This is a genomic window from Bifidobacterium sp. W8104 (assembly GCF_016100735.1).
Lineage (GTDB): Bacteria > Actinomycetota > Actinomycetes > Actinomycetales > Bifidobacteriaceae > Bombiscardovia > Bombiscardovia choladohabitans.
In genome coordinates this window covers 37,459-51,160 of record NZ_JACFRW010000001.1, presented here as the reverse complement: position 1 = coordinate 51,160, position 13,702 = coordinate 37,459, and the positions used below count along the sequence as shown (strand labels likewise).

The window sequence follows — 13,702 nt, the reverse complement described above, 5'->3', positions numbered from 1 at the left end:
GGCACGGCTCAGAGGACTTCGATGCTGTTGATGAAGACCGGCTCAAGGGGACGGTCGCCCGAGTCGGTGGCCACGGCATCCAGCTTGTCGACCACCTTCCGGGAATCCTCATCGGCAACTTGGCCGAAGATGGTGTGGTGCCCGTTCAACCAAGGGGTGGGCACAGCGGTGATGAAGAACTGTGATCCGTTGGTGCCGTGGGTCTTCCCGGTGGCGGGGTCGCGGCGCAGCCCTGCATTGGCCATGGCCAGCTTGTAGGGTTCCTCGAAGGTCAGGGAGGGGTCGATCTCATCATCGAACTCGTAGCCGGGGCCGCCTGTGCCGGTGCCCAGCGGGCAGCCGCCCTGGATCATGAAGTCCTTGATGATCCGGTGGAAGGTCAGCCCGTCATAGAAAGGATCCTGTCGCTTCTGGCCCGTCTCGGGATCGGTCCAGTCCTTGCGGCCGGCGGCCAGGTCCAGGAAGTTGGCCACGGTTTCGGGGGCCTTGTCGTCAAAGAGGTCCAGGCGAATGTCGCCTTCTGAGGTATGCATGATGACTGTGCTCATGTCCCCAATCCTTTCATAAGACGGCGACGCGCACCGAGGATCCGAAGGGCATCAGGGCCAGGCGGGCCATCTTGAAGGCCTGCAGACCGAAGGGTATGCCCACCACGGTCAGCATGGTGACCAGTCCGGCCGCCAGATAGGCCAGAGCCAGCCACCAGCCGCCCAGGATGATCCAGAGCAGGTTGGCCAGCCAGGAACCCAGTCCGCCTCCGTAGATGACCTGCCTGCCGAAGGGGGTCAGGGTCAGTCTTGCCATCTTGAGGGCCTGGACGCCCAGGGGTATGCCCACCACGGTCAGGCAGAGCACGATGCCCACCAGGGTCCAGGCCAGGGCGATGGCCAGTCCCCCCAGCAGCAGCCAGCAGATGTTGCCAATCAGGCGCATGTGGGTCCTTCCGTCAGTGTGGCGGTGACGGCCTTGGCACAGGCGGTCACTTTCTCGATGATGATGGTCAGTCGTTGCTGTCGTTGTTCGGGGGCAAGCCCCTGGTCCAGGGCATCGATCAGTCGCATGCCGGATTGGACGATGCCCCGCGTCACCTCCACGCCCATGGCCGGATCTGCTGGCCGCAGGGCTGTCCAGGCCTGGATCAGCGGTTGGTTGACCTGCCGGTGGAAGTCCAGCAGGGCTTGGATCTGCCGGTCTGTGGACCGATCGCTCCCTGGGGCGGGCTCGTGGGGATTCGAAGGACTGCCGTAGATCAGGGCCTGGCGTAACTGCTCGTCGTGCTGCTTGGCGTAGAGGTTCATCAGCCAGCCGTGTCCGTGCAGTCCGGCCTGCTCCAGATTGGTGCGGGTCCAGACCTCGATCGTCCGGCTCGGGTCGTCTGTCGTACCCAGGGCCTGGGCCAGGGCCTGACCCCAGTCGGGCAGGTGTCGCTCCATGACCATATCGCAGAGCTGGTCGGCATCCCGGGCGTAGCGGTAGAGGGAGTTCCGGGCCAGATTGGTGCGTCGGGCCACCTCGGCCATGGTCAGCTGGTTGCGTCCGCCGGTGCGCAGGATGGCCTCGGCGGCGGCGATGATCTGGTCCAGGGTTTTGGCGCGGTGCTCCTGGAGCGTGGATTCGCGGATCCTGGGCATGGTCCTCCTTGGTCCGGCCGCCTAAGTGCAGCCCTGGTGAATCGAGCCCGACCGGTCATGGGGCATATGATATGGCCTATTCGCAGCAGAGCCAAGCCGCGAGGGCCTCTTCAGCCCGCGGCTTGTCCGCGCAGAGTGAACTTGCCTGACGGGTTTTCGCGACGTATAGTCGCAAAAAATTCGCAGACCAGGGTGAGGGGGAATCCGATGACCGGATCGACAAGTATGGATGTGAAGAAGGGCAGCCAGACAGGCAGCCAGGGGTCTCAGGAGGCTGCGCCGCCCTGGCGTGCCCTCTGGGTGCTGGCCCTGGGTCTGGCCATGATTGTGCTGGATTCGTCCATCGTCAACGTCTCCATACCCTCCATCATCGCTGCCATCCATATCAACCTGGCTCAAGCCCAGTGGGTGACCGCCCTCTACAGCATCGTCCTGGCGGCTCTGCTCCTGCCCTCCGGCCGTCTGGGGGACATGATCGGACGCAAGCGGATTCTGCAGGTGGGCACGGTCATCTTTGTGCTGGGTTCCGTCTTTGCCGCATCGGCCTCCTCCGGCACACTGCTGCTTCTGGCCCGGCTTGTTCAGGGAATCGGCGGCTCCCTGGTCATGCCATCCACCCTGTCCACCGTGTCCGCCACCTTCCGGGGCCGTCACCGGGCCACTGCATTCGGCATCTGGGGGGCCGTCATGTCGTCCGCTGCGGCGGTCGGCCCCTTCCTGGGCGGGGTTTTCACCAGCACCATCGGATGGCGCTGGATCTTCCTGGTCAATCTGCCCCTGGGATTGATCGTCCTTGTGGCCAGTGCGGTCTTTGTGCCCGAGACCAAGTCAGCGCCCCGGCAGACAGGTGATAGGTGGGGGATGCTTGCCGACTGGAAGGGCATACTCCTTTCGGCCCTGGGTTCGGCCCTGGTGGTCTTTGCGCTGATCGAGGGGCAGACCTACGGCTGGTGGCATCCCCGCGCCACACTTGAACTAGGCCCACTGCACTGGTCTGCATCGGCGCCCCTGTCACCGGTCCCGGTCAGTCTGATTCTGGGACTGGCCCTGCTGGCCGTCTTTGCGCTGACCGAGCTGGTCAGGGCGCGCAGGGGCAGGATGGTCATCCTGGACGTGTCCATGTTCGCCATCGGCACCTTCGGATGGGGCAACCTCACGGCCGCCATCGTCAACGCCGGTCAGTTCGCGGTCATGTTCATCCTGCCTCTCTATCTGATCAACGCCAGAGGCCTGAGTCCCCTTGGGGCCGGATCCATCCTGGGCGTCATGGCACTGGGATCGGTCGTGTCCGGCGGTTTGGCCCGGGTGGTTTCAGCCCGTCTGGGGGCCGGCGGCACGGTGCAGACGGGTCTCTTGATGGAGATTGTCGGCGTGGCCCTGTCCATTCTGCTCATGCGTGGGTCGGTGCCGGTCTGGCCCATGACCCTGACTCTGATTATTTACGGTGCTGGTCTGGGCTTTGCCTCGGCACAGCTGACCAGTCTGGTGCTCTCCGGTGTCCCGGTGGCACAGTCCGGCCAGGCTTCGGCCACCCAGTCCACCATCCGTCAGTGGGGGACCGCCCTGGGCGCCGCAGTCTCCGGTTCCGTCCTCTCCCTTGCTCTGAGCCTGGTGCTGCCAAGACATCTGACGGCCCTCAAGGGGATCTCGGCGCGGATGGCCGATGGCCTGGTCAGATCGGTTCAGTCCTCTGCCGGAAACGCCATAGTCGGTCTGCGTGCTGAGGGTACCCGAGGTCGGCTGGGAGCACTGGGTCCTCAGGTGACCAAGGCCCTGACTGCGGGATTCACCCAAGGCGCCCAGTGGGCCATGGGTTTCGCGGTTCTGCTACTCCTCCTGGGTCTGGTCGCCTCGGTGCTGGTACGCCGGGCCGCCCGCAAGGCTGGTGCTGATAAGGTCTGAGGCATCCGCAATCCAGTCTTCTCTGTAGCGGTCCCCGCTCGGGACTGTCTGCCCGTCGGACGACCCTGGCACGGTTTAGAATCATGGGTATGGGCATACAAGAGGAACAGCCGCGGCGGGATGGCGATCTGCTGGTGGCTCTGGCTCAGATCGACACCTGTGTGGGCGATCTTGACGGCAACGCCGACATCATTATGGACTACTCCCGAAAGGCGGCTGAGCAGGGGGCGACCCTGGTGGTCTTTCCCGAGATGAGCCTGACCGGTTACCCAATCGAGGACCTGGCATTTCGTGCCAGCTTCCGTCGGGCCGCCTGGTCTCGGGCCGACAGTCTGGCCGGGGAGCTTGAGGAGCAGGGTCTGGGCCATCTCTATGTAATCGTGGGGACCGTTGGCACCGATACGGATCAGGACCGGCCCCGCAACCGGCTGGTGGTCCTGCACCAGGGTCGGGTCGAGGCCGGCTACGACAAGCACTTCCTGCCCAACTACGGTGTCTTTGACGAGTACAGGATTTTCACCCCGGGCGATAGGACCGTGGTCCTGGAGGTGCAGGGGCACCGGATTGGGCTGGCCATCTGCGAGGACATCTGGCAGGAGGGCGATCCCATCAGCGACCTGGCTGGACGGGACATCGACCTCCTGGTGACCATCAATGGCTCACCCTTCGAGGAGGGCAAGGGGCATGTCCGTTACGAGCTGGCGGCTCGCCGGGCCAAGCAGGTCGGCGCGCCTCTGCTCTATCTGAACCAGGTGGGCGGTCAAGACGATCTGGTCTTTGACGGAGGCAGTTTCGTGGTGGACCAGGATGGCACCCTGCTGGAGCGCTCGCCAAGGTTTGTCCAAGATCTGTCCACTTGGACCCTGCCTGCACGAGGGGAGCGCCCACTGCCCAGCCAGTCCTGCATGGCGGAAGAGATGCCTGGGGATGAGGAGGTCTATCGGGCCTGTGTGCTGGGTCTAAAGGACTATATGGCCAAGAATCATTTCACCGGCGTCTGCCTGGGGCTCTCAGGCGGAATCGACTCGGCCCTGGTGGCGACCATGGCCGCCGATGCCTGCGGAGGGGAGCATGTGCGGGGCATCTCCATGCCCAGTCGCTACTCCTCGGAGGGCTCCCGGGACGATGCCGCCGATCTGGCCCAGCGTCTGGGCGTGCGTTACGTGGTGCAAGCCATAGGCCCCGAATTCGACGCCTTCCAAGGGCAGTTGCATCTGGAAGGGGTGGCTGAAGAGAATCTGCAGGCCCGAATCCGCGGCGTCATCGTTATGGCCTACGCCAATGCCGAGGGGCTTCTGGCCCTGGCCACAGGCAACAAGTCCGAGCTGGCCTGCGGTTATTCAACTATCTATGGCGATGCGGTTGGCGGCTATGCGCCCATCAAGGATCTGCTTAAGACCCGGGTCTGGCAACTGGCCCGCTGGCGCAATGCCCAGGCCCAGGCACGGGGTGAACGTGAGCCCATCCCGGTCAATTCCATTGTCAAGCCACCCTCGGCCGAGCTCCGTGAAGGGCAGAAGGACTCCGATTCCCTGCCAGACTACAGCCTGCTCGACAAGGTCCTTGAGGCATACATCGAGCATGCCCACGGTCGGGCCGACCTCCTGGACGACGGTTTCGATCCCGACACGGTCGACACGGTCATGCGGCTGGTGGATAGGGCCGAGTGGAAGCGGCGTCAGTATCCGTTGGGGCCCAAGGTCACCTCCCTGGCCTTCGGCCGGGATCGCCGGCTGCCCGTCACCAACGCCTTCAGGGAGTGATCGCCATGGGTGCCGAACAGGAGCGGACGGCCTGGTACTTCAACACGGTCACCGGCAGACCCGAGCAGGGCAAGCTGTCTCCCCAGGACAGGCGGATGGGCCCCTACCGCAGCAGGCAGGAAGCCCTCGATGCCTGGAAGATCGCCAAGCGCAGGAACAAGGAATGGGATGAGGAAGACCGTCGTTGGCGGCAGGCCTGGGAGGGAGATCCTGAGCAGGGACAGTCGTCAGCTGACAGATGAAGCTCGCGCTGGATCGTCCGCCGGCGTTGGCGACCAGTCGGCCAGGCAATCAGAACGGATCAGGACACAGGCGGTGTGCCAGGCGAGCTCGCAAGATATGGGCGTGGCGCCCATTGCGAGTCTTCGTGCAGTGTGATATAGCTCACGTCGCGATTCGGTTTCCCGTGGTAACGCGCCCCCTATACTTGAAAGTGACAGTGGTGTGAGGAAGCGCCATTGACCATATCAACAAGGAGTTGACTATGACAGCAGTTGAGACCAATACCGTCTCTCCCGCAGAGCTGCAAGCCAAGGCTTGGAAGGGCTTCAAGGGCGAGGACTGGAAGAAAGACATCGACGTTCGCGACTTCATTCAAAAGAACTACACTCCCTACACTGGTGACGAATCCTTCCTGGCACCGGCCACGGAGAAGACCAAGTTCCTGTGGAACTACCTGGACGATAATTTCCTTGCCGTAGAGCGTAAGCAGCGCGTCTACGACGTGGATACCCACACTCCGGCGGGCATTGACGCCTTCCCGGCCGGATACATCGACGGCAAGCCTGCCGGCGAAACCCAAGATGACGTGATTGTCGGCATTCAGACCGATGTGCCCTGCAAGCGCGCGATGATGCCCTACGGCGGCTGGCGCATGGTTGAGCAGGCCCTCAAGGAGGCAGGCAAGGAGCCCGATCCCGAGGTCAAGAAGATCTTCACCCGGTATCGCAAGACCCACAACGATGGGGTCTTCGACGTCTACACCAAGAGGATCAAGCTGGCCCGCCACAACAAGATTCTGACCGGTCTGCCCGATGCTTACGGCCGCGGCCGCATCATTGGCGACTATCGTCGTGTGGCCCTGTACGGCATCGACGAGCTGATTGCCCGCAAGAAGGCCGACAAGGATTCGATTCCTTACCGCAACGATTTCACCGAGGAAGAGATCGAGCACTGGATTCGCTTCCGCGAGGAGCACGCCGAGCAGATCAAGGCTCTGAAGCAGCTGTTGAACCTGGGCAAGGAGTACGGCCTGGATCTGAGCCGTCCTGCCATGAACGCCAAGGAAGCCGTCCAGTGGACCTACATGGCCTACCTGGCCTCGGTCAAGAGCCAGGACGGCGCCGCCATGTCCATCGGCCGTCTGTCCGCCTTCTTCGACGTCTACTTCGAGCGTGATTTGGCCGCTGGCCTGATCGACGAGACCGACGCCCAGGAGATCATCGACAACATCGTGATGAAGCTGCGCATCGTGCGCTTCCTGCGGACCAAGGACTACGACAACATCTTCTCGGGCGACCCCTACTGGGCCACCTGGTCCGACGCCGGCTTCGGCGACGACGGCAGGCCCATGGTCACCAAGACCTCCTTCCGTCTGCTGGCAACCCTGACCCTGGAGCACCTTGGACCCGGCCCCGAGCCCAACATCACCATTTTCTGGGATCCAAAGCTGCCCGAGGGCTACAAGCGCTTCTGCGCCCGTATCTCCATCGACACCTCCGCCATCCAGTACGAGTCCGACAAGGACATTCGCGCCCACTGGGGCGATGACGCCGCCATCGCATGCTGCGTGTCCCCCATGAGGGTCGGCAAGCAGATGCAGTTCTTCGGCGCTCGTGTCAACTCCGCCAAGGCCCTGCTCTACGCCATGAACGGCGGCCGTGACGAGATGACCGGCATGCAGGTCATCGACAAGGACGTAATCAAGCCTGTCACCCCCAAGGAAGACGGTTCTCTGGACTTCCAGGAGGTCAAGGACAACTACGAGAAGGCCCTGCAGTGGCTGAGCGAGACCTACGTCGAGGCTCTGAACATCATCCACTACATGCACGATAAGTACGACTACGAGTCCATCGAGATGGCCCTGCACGACAAGGAGGTCTACCGCACCCTGGGTTGCGGCATGTCCGGCCTGTCCATCGCCGCTGACTCCCTGTCGGCTATCAAGTACGCCAAGGTCTACCCGATCTACAACAAGGATGCCAAGGGCACCCCTGAGTATGTCGAGGGCGCTGACGACGACCTGATCGTCAACTACAAGACCGTCGGTGAGTTCCCGATCTACGGCAACGACGATGATCGCGCCGACGATCTGGCCAAGTGGACCGTGTCCACCGTCATGGGCCAGATCAAGCGCCTGCCTGTCTACCGTGGCGCTGTGCCGACCCAGTCCATTCTGACCATCACCTCCAACGTGGAGTATGGCAAGAACACCGGGTCCTTCCCCTCCGGCCACAAGAAGGGCACCCCGTACGCTCCCGGCGCCAACCCCGAGAACGGCATGGATTCGCACGGCATGCTGCCCTCCATGTTCTCCGTGGGCAAGATTGATTACAACGACGCCCTGGATGGCATCTCGCTGACCAACACAATCACCCCTGACGGCCTGGGCCGCGACGAGGATGAGCGTATCAACAACCTGGTGGGCATCCTGGATGCCGGCAACGGCCACGGGCTCTACCACGCCAACATCAACGTCCTGCGCAAGGAGCAACTGGAGGATGCTGTCGAGCACCCCGAGAAGTACCCGCACCTGACCGTGCGCGTCTCGGGCTACGCCGTCAACTTCGTCAAGCTGACCCGCGAGCAGCAGCTCGACGTTATCTCCCGCACCTTCCACCAGGGCGCGGTGACCGACTGATCGCCCTTGTGCGATAGTCAACCGTTGATGAGACGGTGAATCATGGGGCGGGGCGCACCAAGGCCCTGCCCCCTTTTCGTCTTTTTCAGGAGGATCCGATGACGGAGACCACCACCTTCCATACCACACACCCGCACATGCTCAAGGAATCCAAGGTCTACCAGAGCCAGACGCTGATGGGCGGCCTTTCGGGGTTTGAATCGCCCATTGGACTGGACCGGCACGACCGCATGAATGCCCTGCGCACGGGCGACATCGGATTTGTTCACTCCTGGGACATCAACACTTCGGTGGACGGGCCGGGTACAAGGATGACCGTCTTCATGAGCGGATGCCCCCTGCGTTGCCAGTACTGCCAGAATCCTGACACCTGGAAGATGCGCGATGGCCAGCCCGTATACCTGCAGGCCATGATCGACAAGGTGGCCCGCTACCAGGACCTCTTCAAGAGTACGGGCGGAGGAATCACTTTCAGCGGCGGCGAGTCCATGATGCAGGCAGCCTTTGTCTCACGTGTCTTTCGAGCCGCCAAGGAAATGGGCGTCCACACCTGCCTGGACACCTCGGGCTTCCTCAATCGCAACTACACCGATGCCATGATTGACGATATCGACCTGTGCCTGCTGGATGTCAAGTCCGGCGACGAGGCCACCTACAAGAAGGTGACCGGCGGCACGCTGGCCCCCACAATCGAATTCGGCAAGCGTCTGGCTGCCCGTGGCAGCAAGATCTGGGTTCGCTTTGTGCTGGTGCCAGGGCTGACCGACTCCGAGGAGAACGTCGAGAATGTCGCTCGGGTATGCGAACAGTTCAAGGATGCCATCGAGCACATTGATGTGCTGCCCTTCCATCAGCTTGGACGGCCCAAGTGGCATGAGCTGCGCATTCCTTACCCGCTGGAGGATGCCAAAGGCCCCTCTGCGGCTCTGAAGGATCGTGTCAAGAAGCAACTGGAGGCCCATGGCTTCGTGGTCTACTGAGCCTCGGAATCCAATCCGGTTCTGGGCGGACCTAGGAGAAATCCGAATATCTTGTGTCACTCCCCATGGCGGATGTCCTGGGGAGTTTTGTTTGCTCGGGCGAAGGCCAGCAGCCCAATCAGCAAATGATCCACTTACTGAATGACCGGCACGCTGAATGACCGGCTTCGTGAATGGCAGATCCTGTGAATCAATAAACTGTCGACGAAGCCTGCTCAGTAAGAATTATCAGCGGGTTGAGGCCATGGACTATGCTTTCAGGCGTGTGTTTTCCGGGCCGGTCGGTCCGGTGGCGTGATGGAATACAAACTAAAAAAGAGGTTGAGCGCAGGTGACCACGGAACCTAAGACGCAGCTGCTTTCAGAGCCCGCCCAGGGTGTGCCGTCGGTCATCGACGATATGGCCGGATATCGCCGGGCCTGTCGAATGCTGTCCCGGGGGAGCGGTGCGTTGGCCGCCGACGCTGAACGGGCCTCTGGTTTCCGCTATGGCCACGACGACTACCTGGTCCAGTTCAAGCGCCAGGGGGCGGGGATATTCCTGCTGGATCCACCGGCTTTGACGCAGGCGGGCTGTGACTGGTCGGAATTCAATAAGGCTGTTGATGGGGCCCAGTGGATCATTCATGACTCCCCTCAGGATCTGCCTGGCTTCCATGCATTGGGCATGAGGCCCTCATCGCTCTTCGATACTGAGCTTGCAGCCAGGATGCTCAACCTGGGCCATTACGGCCTGTCTGCAGTGACCGCGCATTACCTGGGGCTGACGCTGGCCAAGGAGCACTCTGCCGCAGACTGGTCCTACCGCCCACTGCCGCGTGATTGGCGCAATTACGCCGCCTTGGACGTGGAGCTGCTGGATCAGGTGCGGTCGCGCGAGCTGGAGGACCTGCGCCGTCACGGCAAGGATGAATGGGCCAGGCAGGAATTCGCCTGGCTGCTGGAGCAGGGCAAAATCCCCAAGCCGGAGCCTGAACAGCCCTGGCGGCATATCTCGCATATCAACGCCCTGCACAATGACCGTCGAGGCCTGGCTGTGGCCCGCTCGCTGTGGACCGCTCGAGACCAGCTGGCCCGCCGCAATGACATCGCTCCGACGCTCCTCCTGCCTGACAAGGCCATCATTGAGGCCGGCAGGCTCAAGCCGCACAACAACGCTCAGTTCCGGGCCATCCGGTCCTTGAACGAGCGGGTCAGGATTCACACCGGCGGCGAGCAGGACCGCATGTTCGAGCGCTACGCGCCCATTCAGCGCCGGGTGAGGCCCTCGGTCTGGAAACAGGCCATTCTGGAGGCACTGAGTCTGCCTGCCGAAGAGTTGCCGGTGCCTCCCAAGCCGCGGTGTGAGGAGACCAACGCCCCCAAGTCCATGCAGGTCTGGCGGCACCGCCACCCGGACCGGTTCGCAAGGCTGGAGGCAGCACGCAAGGCGGTGGCCGAAGTGGGACGCCGGACCAACACCCCCGACGAGATTCTGATCAAGCCCCGTTACCTGCGCAACCTGTGCTGGACCGACGAACCGGAGAAGCGGGATGTGGCCGACTTCCTGCGTCAGGAGGGCGCCCGCCCCTGGCAGGTTTCACTCCTGTCAGAGTCCCTGACTCGCGCTATCATGTAACGGTTGCCTTACTGGCAGATCAAACGGTTTGGATGAATTGGAGCGCAGCGTGAAAATCAGCGTCAGAAACCTCGAGCCCACCAAGGTCAGGCTCACCATCACCGTCGATCCCGATGAGCTGAACCCCTACCTGGATCAGGCCCGTAAGGAGATCGGCAAGCAGGTGACCATCCCCGGCTTCCGCAAGGGCCATGTCCCTGGACCCATCATCGATCAGCGCGTGGGCTTTGCCAGCGTGGCGGGCGAGGCCGTCAACGCCGGCGTGCCCGAGCTCTACTCCAAGGCCCTGGAGGAGAAGCAGCTGCACGCCATGGCGCAGCCGCAGATCGATGTCAAGGACATTCCTTCCTCGGCCAAGGACGAAACCAAGCTCAAGTTCACCGCAGAGGTGGAGATTCGTCCCAAGTTCGAGCTGCCCGACATCGAGGGCATGGAAATCGAGGTCCCCAAGCCCGCCGTCACCGACGAGGACGTGGACAAGCGTCTGGACAACCTGCGTCAGCGTTTTGGCACCCTGGTCAGCGTGGATCGCCCCGCATCCAAGGGTGACTATGCCAACATCGACCTGGATGCCGTCATCGACGGCGAGTCCGTGGACTCCCAGCAGGGGGTCAGCTACGAGCTGGGCTCCAACACCATGCTGGACGGCCTGGATGAGGCCCTTGACGGGCTGTCCGCCGGGGAAGAGACCACCTTCGAGGGCACCCTGGAGGCCGGCGAGCACCAGGGCGAGAAGGCCCAGATCAAGGTCAAGGTGAACTCGGTCAAGGCCGAGGAGCTGCCTGACCTGGACGACGAGTTCGCCAAGGAGGCCTCGGAGTTCGAGACCCTGAAGGAGCTGCGCGAGGACGTGCGCAAGCAGTGCCAGGTGGATGCCGAGGGTCGGCAGGCCACTGACGCCCGCGACGCCTTCATCGCCAAGCTCCAGGACGGCCTGGACATCCCGGTGCCCAAGGGCATCAAGCAGTCCATGGTGACCGATCAACTTAAGAACACCGGCAAGGACCCGGACAAGGCCAGCAAGGACGAGAAGGCCGAGGCCGAGGAGAGCGTGGAGAAGGAACTGCGCGACCAGATGACCCTGGACGCCCTGGCTGAGAAGCTGGGCATCACGGTCAGCCAGGCCGATGTGACCAACTTCCTGGCCTCCATCGCCCAGCAGTACGGCATGGATCCCAGCGCCTTCATCAACGGTATCGTTCGCAACGGCCAGCTGGGTTCGGCTGTGCAGGAGGTTGGCCGCTCCAAGGGCATGCTGGCCGGCATGCGGGCCGTCACCTTCAAGGATCCCGATGGCCAGGAGGTGGACCTGAGCCGCTTCCTGGGCGAGGATGAGCCCGAGGCCCAGGAGGAGCAGGACGAGAGCGTCCAGGCTGCCTCCGCCGCTGCTGAAGTGGCCGACCAGCTCTCCCAGGATCAGGAGTAGCTCACAAGTCGCAACGAACAGGGCCGCACCCAGTGGCGAAACAGCCTGGGTGCGGCCCTGTCGTAGCGGTTGCGCAAAGAGCGGAAAGACCACGGCCGCGTCGATTGCGGGGGCTACTCTCAATACAGATACGTTTATCGAAGGAGACAGGGTGAACAACTCATTGGCAACCAGTCCTGTGATGGAGGAGGGGGAGGCCCCTACGCCGACCGATCCCATCTTCAACCGACTGCTCAAGGACAGGATCATCTGGCTGGGGGACGAGGTCAAGGACGCCAACGCCAACGTCATCTGCGCACAGATGCTGATGCTGGCGGCCGAGGATCCCAAGAAGGATATCTGGCTCTACATCAATTCGCCTGGTGGCTCCATCACGGCGGGCATGGCAATCTACGACACCATGCAGCTGATCGAGCCCGACGTGGCTACGGTCGCAGTCGGTATGGCTGCCTCCATGGGCCAGTTCCTGCTCTCCAGCGGGGCCAAGGGCAAGCGCTTCGTCACCTCCCATGCTCGGGTGCTCATGCATCAGCCCTCGGGTGGCGTCGGAGGCACGGCCACTGATGTCAGGATCAACGCCGAACTGATCATGGACATGAAGCGCACGCTCTCCCAGCTGACGGCCGAGCAGACCGGCCACACCTTGGAAGAGATCTACCGGGACAACGAATACGATCATTGGTTCACGGCCCAGCAGGCCCTGGAGTACGGCTTTGTCGACCGGATCGTGACCACCCACGGCACTATGACCGCGGATCAAGGGAAGTGAGCACTCCACATGGCATCTGAAGAAGCGCAATTTGTAGCACGGGCCCGTCGACTGGCCGGCCCTCGCGGTTTGGCCGCCATGCCCGCCGATCGCTATGTGCTGCCGCAGTTCGAGGAGCGCACCCCCTACGGCTACAAGCGCCAGGACCCTTACACCAGGCTCTTCGACGACAGGATCATCTTCATGGGCGTCCAGGTGGATGACACCTCCTCGGATGACATCATGGCCCAGCTCCTGGTTCTGGAGAGCCAGGATCCCAACCGCGACGTGATCATCTACATCAACTCGCCGGGGGGATCCATGACGGCCATGACCGCCATCTACGACACCATGCAGTACATCAAGCCCGATGTGCAGACTGTCTGCCTGGGCCAGGCTGCCTCGGCTGCTGCCGTTCTGCTGGCCGCCGGCACCAAGGGCAAGCGCCTGATCCTGCCCAATGCCCGTGTGCTCATTCACCAGCCGGCCATGGAGCAGGACTTCGGCAAGGCCACCGAGATCGAGATCCAGGCCAGGGAGATGCTGCGCATGCGCACCTGGCTGGAGGAGACACTGGCCAAGCACACCGGCCAGGATGTGGAAAAGATCCGCAAGGATATCGAGGTGGACACCATTCTGACCGCCCAGCAGGCCAAGGGTTACGGGATGGTGGACGAGGTCCTGGAGCACCGCGATTAGCTCCGGTGACTGCGCACATGATTGATCGTCCGGATGGCGGCGGGCCCCTGGGGTCCACGGCCTCCGGACGTTTTT

General features: G+C 62.7%; 12 protein-coding genes. 9 read left to right on the top strand and 3 right to left on the bottom strand.

Going from position 1 to position 13,702, the window contains the following annotated elements; all coding sequences use genetic code 11:
* Positions 1 to 8 precede the first annotated feature (8 nt).
* The 3 genes from H3U89_RS00240 to H3U89_RS00230 are packed head-to-tail and all read right to left on the bottom strand — an operon-like array spanning position 9 to position 1,631.
* Positions 9 to 548, bottom strand: a complete 540-nt coding sequence (locus tag H3U89_RS00240; protein ID WP_198179259.1) for a peptidylprolyl isomerase — start codon at positions 546 to 548, stop codon at positions 9 to 11.
* 13 nt (positions 549 to 561) lie between these two features.
* Positions 562 to 933, bottom strand: coding sequence for a YccF domain-containing protein (locus tag H3U89_RS00235; RefSeq protein ID WP_045935278.1), 372 nt, complete (start codon positions 931 to 933; stop codon positions 562 to 564).
* Positions 924 to 1,631, bottom strand: coding sequence for a TetR/AcrR family transcriptional regulator (locus tag H3U89_RS00230; protein WP_198179261.1), 708 nt, complete (start codon positions 1,629 to 1,631; stop codon positions 924 to 926). The genes H3U89_RS00235 and H3U89_RS00230 overlap by 10 nt, the downstream gene beginning before the upstream one ends.
* A 207-nt stretch (positions 1,632 to 1,838) precedes the next feature.
* Between H3U89_RS00230 and H3U89_RS00225 the strand changes: the two genes are divergently transcribed.
* The 9 genes from H3U89_RS00225 (at position 1,839) to H3U89_RS00185 (ending at position 13,627) form a co-directional block, all read left to right on the top strand.
* Positions 1,839 to 3,533 carry an MFS transporter gene (locus H3U89_RS00225; protein WP_198179263.1) on the top strand — a complete coding sequence of 565 codons (1,695 nt, stop codon included), beginning with the start codon at positions 1,839 to 1,841 and terminating at the stop codon, positions 3,531 to 3,533.
* A gap of 83 nt (positions 3,534 to 3,616) precedes the next feature.
* Positions 3,617 to 5,296 carry an NAD+ synthase gene (locus tag H3U89_RS00220; RefSeq protein ID WP_415873546.1) on the top strand — a complete coding sequence of 560 codons (1,680 nt, stop codon included), beginning with the start codon at positions 3,617 to 3,619 and terminating at the stop codon, positions 5,294 to 5,296.
* 5 nt (positions 5,297 to 5,301) lie between these two features.
* On the top strand, positions 5,302 to 5,538 hold the full coding sequence (locus H3U89_RS00215; RefSeq protein WP_198179266.1) for a hypothetical protein: 237 nt from the start codon (positions 5,302 to 5,304) through the stop codon (positions 5,536 to 5,538).
* Positions 5,539 to 5,780: 242 nt separating this feature from the next.
* Positions 5,781 to 8,156: a formate C-acetyltransferase gene (pflB, locus tag H3U89_RS00210; protein ID WP_198176556.1), complete on the top strand. Its 2,376-nt coding sequence runs from the start codon at positions 5,781 to 5,783 to the stop codon at positions 8,154 to 8,156.
* A gap of 98 nt (positions 8,157 to 8,254) precedes the next feature.
* Positions 8,255 to 9,136, top strand: coding sequence for a pyruvate formate-lyase-activating protein (gene pflA, locus H3U89_RS00205; RefSeq protein ID WP_198176555.1), 882 nt, complete (start codon positions 8,255 to 8,257; stop codon positions 9,134 to 9,136).
* Positions 9,137 to 9,467: 331 nt separating this feature from the next.
* Positions 9,468 to 10,754: an HRDC domain-containing protein gene (locus tag H3U89_RS00200; protein WP_198179273.1), complete on the top strand. Its 1,287-nt coding sequence runs from the start codon at positions 9,468 to 9,470 to the stop codon at positions 10,752 to 10,754.
* 49 nt (positions 10,755 to 10,803) lie between these two features.
* On the top strand, positions 10,804 to 12,180 hold the full coding sequence (gene tig, locus H3U89_RS00195) for a trigger factor (RefSeq protein WP_198179275.1): 1,377 nt from the start codon (positions 10,804 to 10,806) through the stop codon (positions 12,178 to 12,180).
* 181 nt (positions 12,181 to 12,361) lie between these two features.
* A complete protein-coding gene (locus tag H3U89_RS00190; RefSeq protein WP_029678947.1) occupies positions 12,362 to 12,949 on the top strand; it encodes an ATP-dependent Clp protease proteolytic subunit in 588 nt (195 codons plus the stop codon).
* 9 nt (positions 12,950 to 12,958) lie between these two features.
* Positions 12,959 to 13,627, top strand: coding sequence for an ATP-dependent Clp protease proteolytic subunit (locus H3U89_RS00185; RefSeq protein WP_198179277.1), 669 nt, complete (start codon positions 12,959 to 12,961; stop codon positions 13,625 to 13,627).
* Positions 13,628 to 13,702: the final 75 nt, after the last annotated feature.